This is a genomic window from Rhodobacter sp. P1_C2 (assembly GCF_056406375.1).
The window spans coordinates 283,464-302,699 of sequence record NZ_JBFUAG010000001.1 but is presented as its reverse complement, the minus strand read 5'-3'; the positions used below and the strand labels follow the sequence as shown (position 1 = coordinate 302,699).

Here is a 19,236-nt window from a genome sequence, read left to right as displayed (position 1 = left end):
GCGATCTGACGTGATCGGGGAAAGACGGCAATGCGCAAGACAGTTCTGCCCGGCCTTCTGATGGCCCTGGCCGTGACGGGCCTTCCCGGCGCGGCCGCGGCGGGCGCGCCCTATTACAGCCAGCGCGACGCCTCCTGCCATAGGGTCGCCACGGTGCAATACCTCGATTGCGAAGTAACGGCGGTCTTTGCCTGCGATGCGATCGGCGGCATTGCGGCCCCGGTCTACCGCGAGGAAAACTATGACGCCGACGGATTGCATCTTTACGGGTTGAACACGCCGAACGGCACGCCGGTCTTTCAGGCGGATCAGGAGGGGCGGCTGGTGATCCGCAACAACCTCGCCTCCCTGTCCGAGACCCCCTTTGCCAAGGTCGAAAAGACCGGCCAGGGCAAGTTCAGCGCCAAGGGCAAGATGCAGCTGATGGGGATCGAAAAGCCGATCCGCCTGTCGGTCGCGCTCAAATCCACCGGCACCACGGTGACGATGGCGGGGCAAAGCGCCACGGTGCTCGACTCGACGATCAAGCTGACCATGCCCGCGCCGATGGGCGATATCGTCAGCATCGAGAAGACCTATCTGCTGCCAGAGCTTGGCATCTATATCTCGGGCGAGGCCACCGGCGGCACGATGTTCAAGCCCGAGGATACCCCGCACCGGCCGATGATCGTCCAGCTTCCCGGCCAGCCCGGCTTTGACACGATCAAACCGGCCTATTGTGGCGGCAGCCTGAGCCTGGCTACCCCAATCACGTCCTTCGATGGAGTTCCTGCATGAAGCGCCTTGCCCTTCTGTTCATCGTTCTGGCTGCTCCGGCGGCGGCGGGCACCTTCACCCCGCCCAAGGGCTGCACCGCCAAGCTGACCGTGCAGTCGCGCGGCTGCATCGTCTCGCAGTTCTACACCTGCGAGGCCGACAAGCCCGGCGACCAGTGGCGCGCCGATTACGACGCGAACGGCCCCTATTTCCTGTCCAAGATCGACCGCGAGGCGCAGTGGCTGGAAAGCTACGAGATCGACCCGCCGACCAAGGAAACCATGGACGCCAACCCCAAGGACCCGGCCTCCTTCTCGGATCTTCTGGACAAGGGGCTTGATACCTTCGACTTCAACCTGTCCAAAAGCGACGGCAGCCACACCACGATCAAGGGCTTCGACAAGCTGACCGGCAAGACGGCGACGATCGACGGCGTGAAGCTGAAGCAGACCGAATACGAATATACCCAGACCGACGACAAGGGCACCGTGCTGCGCCATTCCAAGGGCAACGAGTTCATCTCGCCCGAATGGCGGACCTTCTTCTCCGGCCATTCGGAGTGGGAGGCCGAGGACGGCACCTGGACCCCGTCCGACAATGCGCCGGTCAAATTCATCGCCCCGGGCAAGCCCGGTTTCGCATCCACCCTGCCGCTGTTCGAATGCGACGATCAGATGTCGTCGCTTTCCCTGCCCCACTCATCTCTCGGAGGTTCCTGATCATGACGCAATATGACGAAGCATGGGTTGCCGCCGAGGAAGCCAAGCGCCAGTGGATGGACGAGAACAGCCTCTACAAGACCGAGGATGAACATTCGTCCTGCGGCGTGGGTCTGGTCGTCTCGATCTCCGGCAAGCCCTCGCGCAAGGTGGTGGAAAACGGCATCAACGCGCTGAAGGCGATCTGGCACCGTGGTGCCGTGGACGCCGATGGCAAGACCGGCGACGGCGCGGGCATCCATGTGCAGATCCCGGTGCCCTTCTTCTACGACCAGGTGCGCCGCACGGGCCACGAGCCCGACATGTCCAAGCTGATCGCCGTGGGCCAGGTCTTCCTGCCCCGCACCGATTTCGGCGCGCAGGAGCGCTGCCGGACCATCGTGGAGACGGAAGTCCTGCGCATGGGCCATTACATCTATGGCTGGCGGCACGTGCCCTCCGACATCTCGGTTCTGGGCGAGAAGGCCCTCGCGACCCGACCGGAAATCGAACAGATCCTGATCCGCTGCGAAAACGGCGCCGATGCCGAACAGTTCGAGCGTGAGCTTTACATCATCCGCCGCCGGATCGAGAAGGCCGCGACCAATGCCGGCATCCAGGGCATGTATGTCTGCTCGCTGTCCTGCCGCAGCATCATCTACAAGGGGATGATGCTGGCCGAACAGGTCTCGACCTTCTACCCCGACCTCTTGGACGAGCGGTTTGAATCCGCCTTCGCGATCTATCACCAGCGTTATTCCACCAACACCTTCCCGCAGTGGTGGCTGGCCCAGCCCTTCCGCATGCTCGCCCACAACGGCGAGATCAACACGCTGAAGGGCAACGTCAACTGGATGAAGAGCCACGAGATCCGCATGGCCTCTGCCGCCTTTGGCGACATGGCCGAGGATATCAAGCCGATCATCCCGGGCGGCACCTCGGATTCCGGGGCGCTGGATGCGGTGTTCGAAGTGCTGGTCCGGTCGGGCCGCAATGCGCCGATGGCCAAGACCATGCTGGTCCCGGAAGCCTGGAGCAAGCAGACCGCCAACATGCCGAAGGCCTGGGCGGACATGTATTCCTATTGCAACTCGGTCATCGAGCCCTGGGATGGCCCGGCGGCGCTGGCCATGACCGATGGCCGCTGGGTCTGCGGCGGGCTGGACCGCAACGGGTTGCGCCCGATGCGCTATGTCGTCACCGGTGACGGGCTGCTGATCGCGGGGTCCGAAGCCGGCATGGTGCCGGTCGACGAATCCACCGTGCGCGAAAAGGGCGCGCTCGGGCCGGGGCAGATGATCGCCGTCGACATGAAGGAAGGCCGCCTCTACCACGACGTCGAGATGAAGGACAAACTCGCCGCCGCCCAGCCCTATGGCGACTGGATCGAGAAGATCATCGACCTGAACGAAATGCTGCGCGACGTGCCGGAAGCCCCGCTTTTCACCGGGACGGAGCTGCGCAAGCGCCAGATCGCCGCCGGCTACACGCTGGAGGAGCTGGAACAGGTCCTGGTGCCGATGGCCGAGGACGGCAAGGAAATGATCGCCTCGATGGGCGATGACACGCCGGCTGCGGTCCTGTCCCAGGTTTACCGCCCGCTGAGCCATTTCTTCCGGCAGAACTTCTCCCAGGTCACCAACCCGCCGATCGACAGCCTGCGCGAAGGCCGGGTGATGAGCCTCAAGACCCGCTTCGGCAACCTGCGCAACGTGCTGGACGAAAACTCCAGCCAGACCGAGATCCTGGTTCTGGAAAGCCCCTTCATCGCCAATGGCGAGTTCAAGGCGCTGGTCAACCGATTTGGCGAGCAGGTCGCCTTCATCGACTGCACCTTCCCGGCAGGCGCCAGCCACGACTCGCTGCGTCTGGGTCTGGAACGCATCCGGGCCGAGGCGGAGGATGCCGTGCGTTCCGGCGCGGGTCAGCTGGTGCTGACGGATGAGCATCAGGACGAGGGCAAGGTCGCGATGCCGATGATCCTTGCGACCTCGGCGGTGCATTCCTGGCTGACGCGCAAGGGTCTGCGGACCTTCTGCTCGATCATCGTGCGGTCGGCGGAATGTATCGACCCGCATTACTTCGCCGTGCTGATCGGTTCGGGGGCCACCACAGTGAACCCCTATGTCGCCGAGGATTCGGTGGCCGACCGGGTGGCGCGTGGCCTTCTGGAAGGCAGCCTGATCGACGCGATGCGCCGGTATCGTGACGCGATTGACGCAGGGCTTCTGAAGATCATGTCGAAGATGGGGATTTCGGTGATCTCCTCCTATCGCGGCGGTCTGAACTTCGAAGCCGTGGGTCTGTCCCGCGCCATGGTGGCCGAGTATTTCCCCGGCATGCAGAGCCGCATCTCCGGCATCGGCCTCAACGGCATCCAGCTGAAGTGCGAAGAGGTCCATGCCAAGGGCTGGCTCAGCCAGCAGAACGTGCTGCCGGTCGGCGGCTTCTACAAGGCGCGCCGCTCGGGTGAGAAGCACGCCTGGGAAGCCCAGACCATGCACATGCTGCAATCGGCCTGCGACCGGGCGTCCTATGACATCTGGAAGCAATACTCCGCCGCGATGCGGGCCAACCCGCCGATCCATGTGCGGGATTTGCTGGACATCAAGTCCTTGGGCAAGCCGGTCCCGATTGAAGAGGTCGAAAGCATCACCTCGATCCGCAAGCGGTTCGTGACGCCGGGCATGTCGCTGGGGGCCCTGTCGCCCGAGGCGCACAAGACGCTCAACGTCGCGATGAACCGGATTGGCGCCAAGTCCGACAGCGGCGAGGGCGGTGAAGACCCCGCCCACTTCCTGCCCGAGGCGAATGGCGACAACCCCTCGGCCAAGATCAAGCAGGTGGCTTCGGGGCGCTTCGGTGTCACCGCCGAATACCTCAACGCCTGCGAGGAGCTTGAGATCAAGGTCGCGCAGGGCGCCAAGCCCGGCGAGGGTGGCCAGCTGCCCGGCATGAAGGTGACGGCGCTGATCGCGCGCCTGCGCCATTCGACGCCGGGGGTGACGCTGATCTCGCCGCCGCCGCACCATGACATCTACTCGATCGAAGACCTCGCGCAGCTGATCTATGACCTGAAGCAGATCAACCCGCGCGCCAAGGTGACGGTGAAGCTGGTGTCGTCTTCCGGCGTCGGCACCATCGCCGCCGGGGTGGCCAAGGCCAAGGCGGATATCATCCTGATCTCGGGCCACAATGGCGGCACCGGGGCCTCGCCCGGCACCTCGATCAAATACGCGGGCCTGCCCTGGGAGATGGGCCTGACCGAGGCGCATCAGGTCCTTGCGATGAACAACCTGCGCGAGCGGGTGACCCTGCGCACCGATGGCGGGTTGCGCACCGGGCGTGACGTGGTGATGGCCGCGATGATGGGGGCCGAGGAATATGGCATCGGCACCGCCGCCCTGATCGCGATGGGCTGCATCATGGTGCGCCAGTGCCAGTCCAACACTTGCCCGGTCGGCGTCTGCACCCAGAACGACGCGCTGCGCGCCAAGTTCACCGGGTCTGCCGACAAGGTGGTCAACCTGATCACCTTCTACGCGCAGGAAGTGCGGGAAATCCTCGCCTCCATCGGGGCGCGGAGCATGGACGAGATCATCGGCCGTGCGGATCTGCTTTCGCAGGTCTCGCGTGGTTCGGCCCACCTCGATGACCTGGACCTCAACCCCCTGCTCATCTCGGTCGATAGCGCCCAGAAGATCACCTACGACCGGTCCAAGCCGCGCAACCATGTGCCCGACACGCTGGATGCCGAGATCATCCGCGACGGCGCCCGCTTCTTCGAAGAGGGCGAGAAGATGCAGCTGTCCTATGCGGTCAGGAACACGCTGCGCACCATCGGCACGCGGGCATCCAGCCATATCGTCAAGAAGTTCGGCATGCGCAACACGCTGCAATCCGACCATCTGACGGTGAAGCTGAACGGGTCCTGCGGTCAAAGCCTTGGCGCCTTCTCGGTGCGCGGGCTGAAGATCGAGGTGCAGGGCGATGCCAACGACTATGTCGGCAAGGGCCTGTCGGGCGGCACCATCGTGGTCCGCCCCTCGATGACCTCGCCGCTGAAGGCCGAGGACAACACGATCATCGGCAACACCGTGCTCTATGGCGCGACGGATGGTTACCTCTACGCCTCGGGCCGCGCCGGTGAGCGGTTTGCGGTCAGGAACTCGGGCGCCAAGGTGGTGGTCGAGGGCTGCGGTTCCAACGGCTGTGAATACATGACCGGCGGGGTTGCGGTGATCCTGGGAAGGATCGGCGCCAACTTCGGTGCCGGGATGACCGGGGGCATGGCCTATATCTACGACCCCGACAGCGTGGCCGAAGACCAGATGAACCTGGAGACGATCCTGACCTGCGGTCTGGGCCACCCCTATTGGGAGGCGCAGCTGAAGGACCTGATCCAGACCCATGCCATCGAGACGGGCAGCCGCCATGCCGAACGGATCCTGGCCAACTGGGCCGAGGAGAAGAAGAACTTCCTCCAGGTCTGCCCGGTGGAAATGGTCGCCCGCCTGCCGCATCCGCTGAGCGACGAGGCGGTCAAGGTTCCCGCCGAATAGGCTAGAACCAGCCGATGACAGCGAAAACCCCCGCAGCGCCCGCCGCTGCGGGGGTTTTTGTCATCTGCCGCCCCTATCTATCAAGGATCAGCCCCGGCCCGGCAGGTCTTGCCCGGCGCGGGACAACCAAGGAGATTGCAATGTCTGATCTGATCGTCGTGTCCTTTGACAATGAAACCACCGCCTTCGAGATGCGGGCCGAACTGGTCAAGCTGCAGAAGGAATACCTTTTGGAGATGGAGGATGTCGTCGTCGTCACCCGCTCCACCGATGACAAGGTGCAGCTGCACCAGGCCGCCAACCTGACGGCGCTTGGCGCGGCCTCGGGCGGGTTCTGGGGGCTTCTGGTCGGGATGCTGTTCCTCAACCCCCTGGTCGGCGTCGTGCTGGGTGCCGGGGCCGGGGCGCTGTCGGGCAAGTTTTCCGACATCGGCATCAACGACGATTTCATGCGCGGTCTGGGGGAACGGCTGAAGCCTGGCACCGCCGCGGTCTTCATCCTGGCGCGCAAGTTCAACGCCGCCAAGGTGGTCGAGCGTCTGGGCGAGTTCCGCGCCCGCGGCACGATCCTGCAAACCTCGCTCAGCCATGACGACGAGGCCACCCTGCGCGCCGCGCTGGAGAAAGCCGCGGTCTGACCGGGCGCTTCTGGTATTGACCGGGCCTGCGGGCTGAGGCCTATGCTACCCCATGGCCGAAAAGAAGACCCGCACGAAGAAAACCCCTGTCGCCGCCAAAGCCCCGCGCCCTTTGTGGCGGCGGGGCTTGAAATGGCTGGGGCGGGGCGTGGCCGGAATCTTGGCCTTCTACCTGTTCCTGATCTTCCTCTTCTCCTTCCTGCCGCCTCCGGGCAACATCTACCAATGGCAGGAAAGCTGGCGCCTCGGCGGGATCGAGCGGGAATGGGTCAGCTGGGACCAAATCGCGCCCGAGATGGGCCGCTCTGCCGTGGCGGGCGAGGATGCCAATTTCTGCCTGCACTGGGGCTTTGACATGGCCCAGATCCGCGACGCCATCGCCCATGGCAACCAGCGCGGCGCCTCCACGATCAGCCAGCAGGTGGTCAAGAACGTCTTCCTCTGGCAGGGCCGCTCCTACGTCAGGAAGGCGCTGGAGGCGCTTTTGACCCCGGCGGTGGAGCTGATGTGGTCCAAGCAGCGCATCCTTGAGGTTTACCTCAACGAGGCGGAATTTGCCGAAGGCGTCTTCGGCGTGCAGGCCGCGGCACGGGCGCTGTTCAAGACCGATGCCGCCCATCTGACCCCGACCCAGGCCGCCCGCCTTGCCGCCGTGCTCCCGAACCCCAAGGAACGCCGCGCCGCCAAACCCTCGGCCTTCGTGCGCGCGCATGCCGCGGAGATCATGTCCGGCGCCGAAACCATCGAGGCCGACGGCCGCGCCGCCTGTTTCGAGACGGTGGATTGAGCGCCGCCGCGCCGGGCCGCGCCCCTTGCCGCAGGCGGGCGACCCTGCGCACCATTGATCCTTGACCCCCGGACCTGTATCAGGGCGCAAATGACTTACAGGCCAGACGCATGATCCGCCTTTACCACTTCCCGCTGTCGCCCTATTGCCGCAAGGTCCGTCTGACGCTGGCCGAGAAGAAGCTTGAGGTCGAGCTGGTCGAAGAACGGTACTGGGAACAGCAGCCTGAGTTCCTGCGCCGCAATCCGGCGGGCAAGGTGCCGGTCCTGAAGATCGACAACAAGCTTCTGTCGGAAAGCCAGGCGATCTGCGAATATCTCGACGAAAGCGTGCCGACCCCGGCGCTGATGCCGCGCGACGCCGACACGCGGTACGAGGTGCGCAGGCTTTGCGCCTGGTTCGACGACAAGTTCCACAGCGAAGTGACCTCGAAGCTTCTGTACGAGCGGGTCCACAAGAAGCTGATGGGTCAGGGCTACCCGGATTCCAAGAATGTCAAATATGGCGCGGGCCGGATCAAGTATCACATCGACTACATGGGCTGGCTTCTGGAACAGCGCCGCTGGCTGGCCGGTGATATGATGACCCTGGCCGATTTCTCGGCCGCGGCGCATCTGTCGGCGCTCGACTATATCTCGGATGTGGACTGGAACCGGAACCCGGCGGTCAAGGACTGGTACGCCAAGATCAAGTCGCGCCCCTCGTTCCGCCCGCTGCTGTCCGATCAGGTCCCGGGCTTCCCGCCGCCCGCGCATTACGCCGATCTGGATTTCTGACGCGCCCCGGGCGGGAACCCCCGCCCAAGGCGTCGCGGCCTTCCGTCAGCCGCCGACGACTTCGCCGCCGCCCTCTTTCCAGTCCTTCAACCCGCCGATGTTGAAGACCTTCTCATAGCCCATATCGACGAGCAATTTCCCCGCCAGGGCCGAGCGTCCGCCGCTGGCGCAATGCAGGATCACCGGGCGGTCCGGGCGCAGTTCCGGGTCACGCGAGGGCGAGGTCGGGTCGGCGCGAAACTCCAGCATGCCGCGCGGGATATGGTGCGAGCCTGCGGCCTTGCCCATGGCGGCAAGCTCCGGCGCGTCGCGCACATCCAGCAGCAGCGCGCCCTCGGCGATCATCTTCTCGGCCTCGGCGGTGGTGACGCGGGGGACGACTTCATTGGCGGCGGCGACAAGGTCCTTGGCGGAAACGGGCATGGAAACTCCTGGGATGAGTGCGGGGGGTTCAATCGGGTTGATAGCGGATATAGGCGAAGGCAGAGCTGTCGGGCGCCCAGCAGGGCACGTTGATGCTGCCCTGCCCGCCGATCATCTCCACCACGCGGCGGCGGTTCTGGCCATCGGGGTCGGCAAGACAAAGGGCAACGTTCAGGTTGGCGGGATGGTTCCGGGTGCCGGGCGGATAGGCGAGGTAAAGAAGATGCCGCCCATCCGGCGAGGGATGCGGGAACCAGTTCACATGGTCATCGGCAAACAGCTTGCGTTGGTCGCTGCCATCGGCCTGCATGACCCAGATCTGCGCAGGACCGTCGCGGTCGCAGTTGTAATAGATCAAGGCGCCATCGGCGGAAAACTCCGGCCCGTCGCTGTGGCCGTCGCCGAAGGTCAGTCGGGTTTCCGCGCGGCTTTCCAGCTCCATCCGGCAGATGTCGACCACGCGGTCAGGCCCTCGCACCGCGGCATAGGCGATGGCCTTGCCGTCCTGCGACCAGCTGTGCCACCAGCTGGGGGCCTGAGGCGAGACCACCTCCGGCACGCCGCCGGTGGCGGGCATCAGGAAAATCTCCGCCCCGTTCTCGCGGTGGGAGGAGAGGATGATCTGGCTGCCATCCGGGCTGATCCCGTGGTCGTTGTTGCAGCGGGTGGCAAAGCCGGTTTCTACCAGGTCCAGCGCCGGGGCCACAAGGTCCACCCGGTAAAGCCGCCCGCCGCTGTTGACCAGAAGATATCCGCCCTTCGGGTCCCAGTTCGGCGCCTCGATCACGCCGTCATGCGCCAGAACCAGCCGCGACCTTGCGGCGGCCAGATCGTAGATCTCCAGAAAGCTTTTCATTCCCTGGCTTTGGGGGTCAGCAGCTTGGCCGGGCGCAAAGCCTCGGCCGCCTTGAAGAGGCCGAAGGTCTGGTTGACGTAATTCACCACGCCCGAGATCTGCTCCATGTATTTCGCCAGTTCCGGGGTGCGTTCGGCTTCGACCACCTGGATCGGGCGATCAGGGCCCTCGGCCTCGAACTGGCAGTAGAACAGGGGCTCGCCGCGGCGCAGGATGATGTCCTTTTCCGGTTCATGCCATTCGAAGGCCCACATCAAGGGGCGCGGCCAGGCGTTGAGCGGGAAGCGCCCGCCGAAGATCGTGCCGGGCAGGGGATTGGCCCGGTAATGCGCGAAGGTGCCGATCTGGCTGATATAGACCAGCTCGTCGGCGATGAAGCAGTAGGGCAAGGACAGCTGCACCGTGGGCCGGTCGGGATAGCGCCACTCGGTTTCGTTCACCAGGGTCAGCAGCTCGTTCAGCTTGTTGGCCCGCACCGGCGAGGCGGCGCCCTGCCGGTTGATCAGATGCGGCTTGCCCTTGTCGTCGCGGCCAAAGCCGATGTGCAGATCATAGGGGCATTTGATGATGAAATAACGGCTTTCCATCTGGATCACCGCCGGGCAGCGGCTGGCCGATTTGGCATGGGCCTTGTTGGTCTGGCGGAAGATCAGCCGCTCGGGCGGATCGAAAAGGACGGCGCCCTTGTCTGCGGTCAAAAACCAGCCGACCGAAACCGGGCCGGATTTCGGCCCCTCCTCCGGTCGGTCAAATGAAATGGTGATATCCATGAATGCCCCCTTGGGATGAGGTGACATTTGCCCCGCGGGCCGTCTCTGTCAACCAGCCACGGGGCGCGGGGCCTTGTGCTGCACCAGGGTTTCGCCCGCGCTGGGGGTCAGGCGCGAGAAGATCAGCGCCGAGCCGATCGACAAGAGGGTGATGATGCCGAAGACGAAGGGGAAGTTGCCAAGGTCGGTCGCCGCCGTCCCGCGCAGGGCGCCTGCCGCCTCCAGCGTCATGGCGGCCAGCGTGATGCCGATCGATCCTGACAGCTGTTGCAGCACCGCGGTGAAGGAGGTGGCCGAAGACAGACGCTCGCCCGTCACCTCGGCATAGGCGATGGCATTGACGGCAGTGAACTGCAGCGAGCGCGAGACGCCGCCCATGAGCAGCACCGCCAGCATGATCACCACCGGGGTGGCCGGGGTGAACAGCGCCGGCCCCGCCAGCAGCACGGAAGACACCAGCGCATTGCCCATCAAGACGCCGCGAAAGCCGAAGCGGCGCAGCAGCGGTTGGGCCGCAAACTTCATCAGCATCGCCCCCATGCCGGAGACGAAGGTCAGCGTGCCCGACTGGAACGCGCTGAGGCCGAAGCCAAGCTGGAACATCAGGGGCAGAAGGAACGGCAAGGCGCCGACGCCGACCCGGAACATCGTGCCGGCGGTGACCGAGATGCGGAAGGTCTGCAGGCTCAAGAGCCGCAAATCGACCAGCGGCCGCTCCACCCGCAGGGCGTGGAAAACAAAGGCCGCGGTCAGGGCAGCGCCACCGATCACCAGCAGCAGGGTCAGCCACAGCGGCGCCATGTTGACCCCGGCCAACGTCGCCCCGGTCAGAAAGGCCGCAAGCCCCGGCCCTGCCATCAGAAAACCCTTGAAGTCAAAGCGCGACACCGCCTCTTCCCGGATGTTGGGGATCAGAAGCGTGGCGAGGATCACCCCCAGCACCGCGAGCGGGATATTGATCCAGAAGATCCAGCGCCAATGCCAATAGGTGGTGATATAGCCCCCAAGCGGCGGCCCCATCACCGGCCCCAGCAGCGCCGGCACCGTCAGCCAGGCGAGCGCCCCCACCAGCCCATCCCTCGGCACCGTGCGCAAGACGATCAGCCGCCCCACCGGCACCATCATCGACCCGCCGATGCCCTGCAGGGTGCGGGCGATCACCAGCTCCCACAGGTTCTGCGACAGCCCGCAGGCGATGGAGCCGAGGGTGAAGACCACGATCGCCGCTCGGAACACCGTCCGCGCCCCGAACCGGTCCGCCGCCCAGCCCGAGGCCGGAATGAACACCGCCAGCGCCAGAAGGTAGGAGGTCAGCACCAGCTTCAGGTGGATCGGATCGGTCGCAAGGTCGCGCGCCATCGCAGGCAGCGAGGTGGACAGGACCGAGGAGTCGATATTCTCCATCAACAGCGCGACCGCGACGATCAGGGGCACGATGCGGGTCAAGCGCGGGGTGGGGAGGGAAATATATGCCATGCGCATATATCTCGCGCAGAGCCTGCCGAAGCGCAAGCCATTTGCCATCAGCTTTCCGTGAAAAATCTTGCGGGGTCGGGCGGGGTCATTTAGCAATATGGAACGATCCAAATCGTGGAAAGCCGGAGGGTTGCGGGTTTGGACAGCAGGGGGCAGGACATGGCAGAGCCGGATATCATCATCATCGGGTCGGGGATGGGCGGCGCCTCGCTTGCCGCCGCTTTGGCCCCCTCGGGCAAGGCGATCCTGATTCTGGAAAAGGGCGACTGGCTGGCCGACAGTCCGCAGGCGCGCGACGGGGCGGCGATCTTCGGCGGCTATTTCCGTTCCGACGAGGCCTGGCTCGATCAGGCGGGCAACAGCTTTCACCCCGGCAATTACTATTACCCCGGCGGCAATACGAAATTCTACGGCGCGGTGCTGCTGCGCTATCGGGCGGAAGACTTCGCACCGCTCAAACATGTCGAAGGCATCACCCCCGGCTGGCCGATCACCTATGACGATATGGAGCCGTGGTATTCCCGCGCCGAAGACCTGTACCAAGTGCGCGGCGCGCTGGGCCACGACCCGACCGAACCGCACCATTCGCAGCCCTATTCTTTCCCGCCGGTGCCGGATGAACCCGTGGTGGCCGACCTCGCCGCCCGTCTGCGGCGGCAGGGGCTGGCCGTCGGCCCCTCGCCCCTCGGCGTCGATATCGACAAATGGCTGGAGGGCGGGCCGCAGACCTTCGACGGCTTCCCCAACACCCGCGGCGGCAAGATGGATGCCGAAACCTGCGGCCTGGCCGAGGCGCTGAAATATCCCAACGTCACCCTGTTGCGGAATGCCGAGGTGGTGAAGTTGCATGCCGAGGGCCGCAGGGTGACGGCGGTTGAATATGTCTCCGGCGGCAAGACCGAGCGCGTCTCGGCCCCGGTGATCTGCCTTGCGATGGGCGCGGTGAAGTCAGCGGCGATGCTGCTCACCTCGGGCAATGCAGATCATCCGGCGGGTCTGGCCAATTCCTCCGATCAGGTCGGGCGGAATTTCATGAACCACAATATCTCGGCCGTGCTGGCCTATAGCCCTTTCCGCAAGAACACCTCGGTTTACGAGAAGACCATCCAGTTCAACGACTGGTATCTGGAGGGCGGGCCGGACAATCTGCCCTTGGGCAATGTGCAGATGCTGGGCCGGGTGACCGGGCCGATCATGGCGGCAGAGACCGGCTGGCCCTTGTTTCTCGCCACCCATGTCGCCGATTACTCGATGCACCTGATGACCATGTCCGAGGATCTGCCCAACCCCGACAGCCGGGTGATGGTCAAGGATGGCAGGATCGTGCTGCACTGGCAGCGCAGCAATTTCAAGGCTCACCAGATCCTGACCGAAAAGCTGAAGACCGCGCTGCGCCGGGCCGGCTGGCCGGTGGTCGTGTCGAAAACCTTCGAGAAGAAATCGCCGAGCCACCAGTGCGGCACGGCGCGGATGGGGACGGACCCCAAGGCCTCGGTCGTCGATCCGAACCTGAAGGCGCATGATCTGGACAATCTCTACATCGTCGATGCCTCGGTCCTGCCGACCTCGGCGGCGGTCAACCCCTCGCTGACCATCGCGGCGCTGGCGCTCAGGGCCGGGGATCATATCCTGAAGGCGGGGGGCTGAGGTCTCTGGCGGGAACCTGCCCGTGCGGTAGGGGTGGGGCGGGCGGGATTGGCATCGCCCCCCTGCGGGCGCGTAGAATGGGGCATCGGGCCGCGCCTGAAGCTGCGACCTGAAGCTGCGAAAGGATAAGCCATGATCACCCTTCCGACCGCCGCCCATACCCTGGAGCCCTATCACCTGACCGGCACCCCGCTGGCGCCCCGCGCGCCCAAGGTGCCCCTGACCCGCGCCGCCCTGACCGAGGCGCCGCTGGTCTGCGACCCCCTGCGCAGCCGCAATCCCTGGGACAGCCGCCCGGCGCTGGACTGGGACGCGACGATTGCGCTGCGCCAGGGCCTCTGGGACCAGGGCCTCGACCTGGCCGAGGCGCTGCACATCGCCCAACGCTTCGGCGCGCTGGATTGGACCACCGCGGCCGAGCTGGTCACGCAAACCCTCACCGCCGCCAAGGCGCATCCCCTGCAGCCCCGCGTCGTCTGCGGCATCTGCACCGATCACCGGGCGCTGGCGGAGCATGCCACGCTCGACGCCATCGCCTCGGCCTATGAGGATCAGGCCGAAGCGGTGGAATTTGCCGGCGGCCATCTGCTCATCATGCCCTCCCCCGCCTTCGCCGCGCTGGAGGCCGACGAGGCCGGCTATCGCAAGGTCTATCGCTGGCTGATCGACGGGGCCAAGGACCCGGTGATCCTGCACTGGCAGGGGGCGCAGTTCGACCCGGCGCTGGCGGGCTACTGGGGCACGACGAACCTCGCCCATGCGGCGGAGGTGCTTCTGGGCCTGATCGCCGAGAACCCGGCCAAGGTCGAGGGCGTCAAGATCTCGGCCATGGACCCGTTGCAGGAGGCGGCCTTCCGCGCCTTCCTGCCCAAGGGGGTGCGGCTTTACACCGGCGACGAGGCGAATTTCATTCCGCTGATCGAGGGCGATGGCAAGACCCATTCCCACGCGCTTCTGGGCCTTCTGGCCGCCATCGCCCCCGCCGCCGTCCAGGCGCTGGAGGCCTTGGCGCAGGGCGATCCGGCCACCTATCACCGCCTGCTGGCGCCGACCCTGCCGCTGAGCCACGAGCTGTTCCGTGCGCCCCTTGCCCATGGCGCGGCGGGGGTGAGCTTTCTGTCATGGCTCAACGGCAGCCAGAACCATTTCACCCTGCCCGGCGGGCTGCAGGCGGCGCGCGACATCACCCATTACGCGCAGATCTTCCGGCTGGCCGATCAGGCCGGGCTTCTGGCGCAGCCGGGGCTGGCGACGCGGCGGATGGGGCAGTTGCTGGCGCTCCACGGCATCGAGCAGAGATGACAAGACGCCCGACCATCCACGATGTCGCCCGCGCGGCAGGGGTCTCGAAATCCACGGTCAGCCTGGTGTTCCAGAAGAACCCGGTGGTCAAGGCCGAGACCCGGGCCCTGGTGCTGCGCGCGATCGAGGATCTGGGCTATGTCTACAACCGCAATGCCGCCATCCTGCGCCGAACCCGGCCGGCGCCGGTGGGGGCCGGATTGGTCGGGCTGGTGCTGCCCGACCAGCGCGAGGCCTTCGGCGCGGGCTTTGCCACCGCCCTGCAGCTGGCGCTGGCGCAGCGCGGCTATGCCATGCTGATCGGCAACACTTTGGGCGACCCGGCCCTGCAGGCGCAAAGCCTGGCCGCGATGCTGGATCATGGCGTGGTGGCGCTGGTCATCGACCCGCTGCCCGCGCCGCCGGAAGACCCTTTCACCGCCCTGCGCCGCGCCGGTCTGCCCGTGCTGCAGGTGCGGCACCGGGCGGCCACGGACCTGCCCTTCCTGGCACCAGAGGGCGACAGCGCGGCCTTTGGCCAGAAGCTGGCCGACTTGTTGCTGGCCTGGGTCGAGGAGGCGACGCCGCCCGAGGCGGGTATCTGACGGGGCTGGATGCCGCCCCGGGCCACGATTTTTCTGCGAAAAATCAGGCCGCCGCAAACCCGGTCAGGATCTCGGACCGGGCCTCGGTCAGGAAGATCGCCTCGATGCCACGTGCGCGGGCAAATTCCGGCCCGGCCTTGTCGCCCAGCACCATGAGGACCGTGGCCCAGGCATCGGCCTCCATGCAGCTGTCGTGCAGCACGCTGACCGAGGCGAGCGGGCTGACCGCCGGGCCACCGCGCCTTGGGTTCATCGTATGCGAGACGCGCAGCTTGCCCAAGGTGACGAAATGCCTATAGCTGCCCGAGGTGGCAATCGCCCGGTCGGACAGTTCGATCATGCTGCGCCCGGCGCGGCGGGCGGGGTCGGGGTCCTCTAGCGCCACGGCCCAGGGCTTGCCATCCGGCCGCCGGCCCATCGCCACAAGCTCGCCATCCAACCCGCAAAGCGCCGCACTCTCCCCCGCCTGCCGCAGGGTCGCGGCCAGCACATCCACGCCGTAGCCCTTGGCGATGCCCGAAAGGTCCACCGTGACCGCTGCGGTCTTGCGTACGAGGTCGCCCTCCACCTCCAGCCGCGCATAGCCGCGCAGCGGCTTGCCGAGATGGGCGGCAATCGCGCCCTCGTCGGCCTTGCCCTCGGCCGGGCCGAAACCCCAGGCCTGCACCAGACTGCCGATGCCGATGTCGAACAGCCCGTCCGAGGCATGGCCCACCGCGATGCCCTTGGCCAGAACCGCGTGCAGATGCGGTGGCACGTCGACCCATGCCCCGACCTCTGCCGCGTTCAGCCGCGCCAGATCGCTGTCGGCGCGCCAGTTGCTGGTCGCCTGTTCCACCGCCTCGACCGCGGCGGCACAAAGCGGGGTGAGCCGTGCGGCCTCGGCCTCCGAACACGCCAGCCGGGCGGTCCAGCGGCTGCCCATCGCGGGGCCGGAAAGGGTGCGCAGGGTCAATAGACATCCTCCAGATAGCGGCCCTCGGCGCGCAGCATCGCGACCGAGAGGCCCGCGGGGGCCAGGGCCGCCTCGATCTCTGCCGCGGCGGCGCGGGCCATGGCGATGGAGCCGCAGACCAGCACCTGCCCGCCGCGCAGGATCTGGTCGCGCAGATGGGCGGCATCGGCGCGCAAGCGGTCCTGCACATAGGCGCGGTCGCGGACCCGGCTGAAAGCCGTGGTCAGATGCGCCAGACGCCCTTGCCGCAGGCTCGCGGCAAGCTCCGCGCCGAAGAGGTAATCCGACCCCGGATCGCGCGCGCCGAAGTACAACTCCGCCCCGCGCCCCGGCTTCATGCCGCGCAGAAAGCCCACCATCGGCCCGATCCCGGTGCCCGCGGCAATCAGGATCACCGGCCCCCGCGCCTGCGGCCTAAAGGCCGGGTTGGGGCGGACAAAGGCGCGCACCCTTTCACCCGGCGCCAACTCGTTCAGCCAGCCGGAGCAGAGGCCGCCGGGCATCTTGCGCACCGCAATTTCGACAAAACCATCGCGGCGCGAGGAGGCGAGCGAGTAGAGCCTTGGCAGATCGCTGCCCGGCGCGATCACGCCCAGAAGATCGCCCGCCGCGAACTGCGGCCCGCGCGAGAGCCAGCCGCGCCAGCCCGCCTTGCGCAGCACGCGAAAGCGCAAGACAGCGGTCGGCGCCTGCACCTGCGCGCCGAAATCCTGGCGCGAGATCAGCTCCAGCTCCGTCACCGGGGGCAGGTTGGCATGGTGTTCGGGGGCAAGCTCCAGCCCCAGAAGCTTGCCCAGATCCTGCACCCAGGCGTTGAAATCGGCGTTGGACTGGCGATCGACCCGGGCAAAGGGCAGGAAGGCCTGAAAGCCCGCCGCGGTCAGCGCCTCGGCCACCTTGATGCCATAGCCGCAATAGCCGGGGAACATCCGGTCGCCAAAGGCCAGCACGGCCACCGGCAGCTTCTGGCTGGCCTGTCCCAGACGGTCGAGGAAGCGGCTGGCGCTGGCCGGCGCCTCGCCATCGCCATAGGTGGCTGCCATGACGATGATGCCGCCGGCCTGCGGATAGCTGGTCATGTCGTTCATCGCCGCGACATGGACCTTCAGCCCGTGCTGGTGCAGCGCATCGGAAAGCGAGCCCGCAAAGCCCCAGGTCGCCCCACCTTCGGAGCCGACGAGGATCACCAGATCCGCCACCGCGGCGCGGGCATTGTGGCGCAGGCGCGGGCGGGCCTGCCGGCGCGCCCACCAGATCAGCGTGCCGGTCACCGACAGAACCGGCACCATCAGCGCCGACAGTCCCAGCACCAGCCCGACCATCCACAGCCCCTGCCCGGTGTGGAGCATATAGACGAACTCCCAGACCCGCCGCGCCAGGCCATAGTCGATCCAGCCCGTCATCTGGCCGGTCACCTGATCGACATAGCCCTCGCCCGTGCCGGTCGAAATCAGGAAGGCATCGGTCGGATCACCCGCCGCCGGAAAGGTCAGATCGCGCAGATCGGCCAAGGGCACAGCCTGCAGCGCCGGCAGATCGGCCACCGGCAGGGCGGTGCCCGTCGCCACCTGGGCGGGGAAATTCGCCTCGGCCTGGCTGCCGTCATTGATGAAGCCGAAGGTGGCGAGCGACATGTAAGCCCCGGTCAGGGCCGAAACCAACAGCCCCGCCATGGCCAGCCGCGCCACCCGCCCATGCCAGCCGCGCGCCCCGCTGCTGCGCACCGGCCTGGCCAGCCGCCGCCAACCGCCCAGCGCCAGCGCCAAAAGGACAATCCCGCTCAATGCCAGGACCAGCATCATCCCGGCGCTGAGGCCAGAGATCGCATGGCCCGGCTGGTCCAGAAAGAACGAGCGGTGCAGCTCTTTCACCCAGTCCAGAAATCCGCCCGGCCCGGCGAGCCCTTCGGCCTTGCCACTGGCAGGGTCGATCACCAGGGTCTTGAACCCCAGCTTGGCCTTGACCGCGCCGCTGATCACCCCGTTCGGGCTGCGGTGCAGCCGCGACAGGCCGGGGTTTTCGGCCAGGGCCTTCGCCGCGACCTCTGCCACGTTCAGGCCCGCGACCGCTGGCGCCTGCACCCGCTCCATGACCGGGGCAAGCGACAGGATCGCCCCGGAGGCGGCCAGAACCATCAGGACCAGCCCGAAGACCAGGCCGGGAAGCGAATGCAGACGTCGCAGCATCGGGGCGCCCTTACATGCTGTACTGGAATTTGGCGATGAAACCGTCGCCCGTGACCGGCTTGCCGGCGCCCGCCTTGGTCAGCGGCACGGCAATCTCGTCCGGGCTTTCGGCGACATTCTCGGCCGCGGCGTCGATATGCAGCACATAGCCCGCATCAATCATCGCCGCCGAGATATCGGCATCCACCGTCAGCGTCCGGCCCGACCCGACGCTGGCCCCGGTCACGCCATCGGCCCCGGCACCGCCACTCGCCTGATACCAGGTCCGCAGGTGCCGCCAGTACCGGGTGCGGTCGCCCGCCACCCAGACCGTCTTCTGGAAGGCGCCCGAGGCATCGGTCAGATACAGCGCGAGGAAGGTCCCCGGGCCGCTGTAATCGGCGATCTTGACCTGCATCTTGACCGGCTGCGCCGCAGCGGCGAGCGGGGCCAGCGTCAGGGCAGCCAGAGACAGGGTAAGGGCGGTGGATGTGCTTTTCATGGAAACTCCGGGGATGGGGGCAGGCAAGGCTCAGTCAGAGCTGCCGTCTTTTTCTTGGCTTTCGTCATCGGCCTCATCGGAAGGACCCAGAAGCTTCAGGCTTTGCGGGTCGAACACGCCTTTAACGACATGGCCGCTGCGGTCCGTCGCAAGGACGTGGTAGCAGCCGTCATCGGCGCGGATCTTCTGCACGGTCCAGCCCATCTGTGCGACGACCGCGCGCAGTTTCGCCACCGGCTGCCAGGCCTCCATCGGGGTCGAGCATTCGATCTCGGCCCGCGCCGGCAGGCTGGACAGGCAGGCCAGAAGGCCGATGAGGATGATTCGCCGCATGAGGTG

Annotated in this window: 17 protein-coding genes; 9 read left to right on the top strand and 8 right to left on the bottom strand. The window is 66.3% G+C overall.

What is annotated here, in order from left to right; all coding sequences use genetic code 11:
* The first annotated feature begins 30 nt into the window (after positions 1-30).
* The 6 genes from AC1DZT_RS01435 (at position 31) to fzlA (ending at position 8,217) form a co-directional block, all read left to right on the top strand.
* Positions 31-777 (top strand): hypothetical protein, encoded by a 747-nt coding sequence (locus AC1DZT_RS01435; RefSeq protein WP_478004807.1) that lies wholly within the window; start codon positions 31-33, stop codon positions 775-777.
* Positions 774-1,475, top strand: a complete 702-nt coding sequence (locus AC1DZT_RS01430) for a hypothetical protein (RefSeq protein ID WP_478004806.1) — start codon at positions 774-776, stop codon at positions 1,473-1,475. The genes AC1DZT_RS01435 and AC1DZT_RS01430 overlap by 4 nt, the downstream gene beginning before the upstream one ends.
* A 2-nt stretch (positions 1,476-1,477) precedes the next feature.
* The gene (gene gltB / locus AC1DZT_RS01425) at positions 1,478-6,016 is read left to right on the top strand and encodes a glutamate synthase large subunit (RefSeq protein WP_478004805.1); all 4,539 of its coding nucleotides are present in this window, start codon (positions 1,478-1,480) and stop codon (positions 6,014-6,016) included.
* Positions 6,017-6,156: 140 nt separating this feature from the next.
* Positions 6,157-6,654, top strand: a complete 498-nt coding sequence (locus AC1DZT_RS01420; RefSeq protein WP_478004804.1) for a DUF1269 domain-containing protein — start codon at positions 6,157-6,159, stop codon at positions 6,652-6,654.
* Between the two features lie 52 nt (positions 6,655-6,706).
* Entirely contained in the window at positions 6,707-7,441 is a 735-nt protein-coding gene (mtgA, locus tag AC1DZT_RS01415; protein ID WP_478004803.1) for a monofunctional biosynthetic peptidoglycan transglycosylase, read from the top strand.
* A gap of 110 nt (positions 7,442-7,551) precedes the next feature.
* Positions 7,552-8,217, top strand: coding sequence for an FtsZ-binding protein FzlA (gene fzlA / locus AC1DZT_RS01410; protein ID WP_478004802.1), 666 nt, complete (start codon positions 7,552-7,554; stop codon positions 8,215-8,217).
* A gap of 45 nt (positions 8,218-8,262) precedes the next feature.
* On the opposite strand, the gene AC1DZT_RS01405 is transcribed toward fzlA, so the two are convergent.
* The 4 genes from AC1DZT_RS01405 to AC1DZT_RS01390 are packed head-to-tail and all read right to left on the bottom strand — an operon-like array spanning position 8,263 to position 11,742.
* Entirely contained in the window at positions 8,263-8,640 is a 378-nt protein-coding gene (locus AC1DZT_RS01405; protein ID WP_478004801.1) for a rhodanese-like domain-containing protein, read from the bottom strand.
* Positions 8,641-8,668: 28 nt separating this feature from the next.
* Positions 8,669-9,496 (bottom strand): TolB family protein, encoded by an 828-nt coding sequence (locus tag AC1DZT_RS01400; protein WP_478004800.1) that lies wholly within the window; start codon positions 9,494-9,496, stop codon positions 8,669-8,671.
* A complete protein-coding gene (locus tag AC1DZT_RS01395) occupies positions 9,493-10,266 on the bottom strand; it encodes a hypothetical protein (protein ID WP_478004799.1) in 774 nt (257 codons plus the stop codon). Before AC1DZT_RS01395 ends, AC1DZT_RS01400 begins: the two co-directional genes overlap by 4 nt.
* A gap of 48 nt (positions 10,267-10,314) precedes the next feature.
* Positions 10,315-11,742, bottom strand: coding sequence for a DHA2 family efflux MFS transporter permease subunit (locus AC1DZT_RS01390; protein ID WP_478004798.1), 1,428 nt, complete (start codon positions 11,740-11,742; stop codon positions 10,315-10,317).
* Positions 11,743-11,901: 159 nt separating this feature from the next.
* Between AC1DZT_RS01390 and AC1DZT_RS01385 the strand changes: the two genes are divergently transcribed.
* The 3 genes from AC1DZT_RS01385 (at position 11,902) to AC1DZT_RS01375 (ending at position 15,275) form a co-directional block, all read left to right on the top strand.
* On the top strand, positions 11,902-13,389 hold the full coding sequence (locus AC1DZT_RS01385; RefSeq protein WP_478004797.1) for an FAD-dependent oxidoreductase: 1,488 nt from the start codon (positions 11,902-11,904) through the stop codon (positions 13,387-13,389).
* A gap of 132 nt (positions 13,390-13,521) precedes the next feature.
* Complete coding sequence (locus AC1DZT_RS01380; RefSeq protein WP_478004796.1) at positions 13,522-14,691, top strand: DUF993 family protein; 1,170 nt, start codon at positions 13,522-13,524, stop codon at positions 14,689-14,691.
* Entirely contained in the window at positions 14,688-15,275 is a 588-nt protein-coding gene (locus AC1DZT_RS01375; protein ID WP_478004795.1) for a LacI family DNA-binding transcriptional regulator, read from the top strand. Before AC1DZT_RS01380 ends, AC1DZT_RS01375 begins: the two co-directional genes overlap by 4 nt.
* Before the next feature lie 43 nt (positions 15,276-15,318).
* Here the strand turns inward: AC1DZT_RS01375 and AC1DZT_RS01370 are convergent, their stop codons facing one another.
* The 4 genes from AC1DZT_RS01370 to AC1DZT_RS01355 are packed head-to-tail and all read right to left on the bottom strand — an operon-like array spanning position 15,319 to position 19,230.
* Positions 15,319-16,230 (bottom strand): FAD:protein FMN transferase, encoded by a 912-nt coding sequence (locus AC1DZT_RS01370; protein WP_478004794.1) that lies wholly within the window; start codon positions 16,228-16,230, stop codon positions 15,319-15,321.
* On the bottom strand, positions 16,227-18,416 hold the full coding sequence (locus tag AC1DZT_RS01365) for a PepSY domain-containing protein (protein WP_478004793.1): 2,190 nt from the start codon (positions 18,414-18,416) through the stop codon (positions 16,227-16,229). Before AC1DZT_RS01365 ends, AC1DZT_RS01370 begins: the two co-directional genes overlap by 4 nt.
* Positions 18,417-18,426: 10 nt before the next feature.
* Positions 18,427-18,897 carry a DUF2271 domain-containing protein gene (locus AC1DZT_RS01360; protein WP_478004792.1) on the bottom strand — a complete coding sequence of 157 codons (471 nt, stop codon included), beginning with the start codon at positions 18,895-18,897 and terminating at the stop codon, positions 18,427-18,429.
* Between the two features lie 30 nt (positions 18,898-18,927).
* Positions 18,928-19,230 (bottom strand): PepSY domain-containing protein, encoded by a 303-nt coding sequence (locus tag AC1DZT_RS01355; RefSeq protein ID WP_478004791.1) that lies wholly within the window; start codon positions 19,228-19,230, stop codon positions 18,928-18,930.
* Between the last annotated feature and the right edge of the window lie 6 nt (positions 19,231-19,236).

Coding starts and splice junctions, on each gene's coding strand:
- fzlA (WP_478004802.1), top strand. CDS start 7,552: ATGATCCGCCTTTACCACTTCCCGCTGTCGCCCTATTGCCGCAAGGTC.
- gltB (WP_478004805.1), top strand. CDS start 1,478: ATGACGCAATATGACGAAGCATGGGTTGCCGCCGAGGAAGCCAAGCGC.
- AC1DZT_RS01435 (WP_478004807.1), top strand. CDS start 31: ATGCGCAAGACAGTTCTGCCCGGCCTTCTGATGGCCCTGGCCGTGACG.
- AC1DZT_RS01430 (WP_478004806.1), top strand. CDS start 774: ATGAAGCGCCTTGCCCTTCTGTTCATCGTTCTGGCTGCTCCGGCGGCG.
- AC1DZT_RS01420 (WP_478004804.1), top strand. CDS start 6,157: ATGTCTGATCTGATCGTCGTGTCCTTTGACAATGAAACCACCGCCTTC.
- AC1DZT_RS01395 (WP_478004799.1), bottom strand. CDS start 10,266: ATGGATATCACCATTTCATTTGACCGACCGGAGGAGGGGCCGAAATCC.
- AC1DZT_RS01385 (WP_478004797.1), top strand. CDS start 11,902: ATGGCAGAGCCGGATATCATCATCATCGGGTCGGGGATGGGCGGCGCC.
- AC1DZT_RS01400 (WP_478004800.1), bottom strand. CDS start 9,496: ATGAAAAGCTTTCTGGAGATCTACGATCTGGCCGCCGCAAGGTCGCGG.
- AC1DZT_RS01380 (WP_478004796.1), top strand. CDS start 13,522: ATGATCACCCTTCCGACCGCCGCCCATACCCTGGAGCCCTATCACCTG.
- AC1DZT_RS01405 (WP_478004801.1), bottom strand. CDS start 8,640: ATGCCCGTTTCCGCCAAGGACCTTGTCGCCGCCGCCAATGAAGTCGTC.
- mtgA (WP_478004803.1), top strand. CDS start 6,707: ATGGCCGAAAAGAAGACCCGCACGAAGAAAACCCCTGTCGCCGCCAAA.
- AC1DZT_RS01360 (WP_478004792.1), bottom strand. CDS start 18,897: ATGAAAAGCACATCCACCGCCCTTACCCTGTCTCTGGCTGCCCTGACG.
- AC1DZT_RS01365 (WP_478004793.1), bottom strand. CDS start 18,416: ATGCTGCGACGTCTGCATTCGCTTCCCGGCCTGGTCTTCGGGCTGGTC.
- AC1DZT_RS01375 (WP_478004795.1), top strand. CDS start 14,688: ATGACAAGACGCCCGACCATCCACGATGTCGCCCGCGCGGCAGGGGTC.
- AC1DZT_RS01355 (WP_478004791.1), bottom strand. CDS start 19,230: ATGCGGCGAATCATCCTCATCGGCCTTCTGGCCTGCCTGTCCAGCCTG.
- AC1DZT_RS01390 (WP_478004798.1), bottom strand. CDS start 11,742: ATGGCATATATTTCCCTCCCCACCCCGCGCTTGACCCGCATCGTGCCC.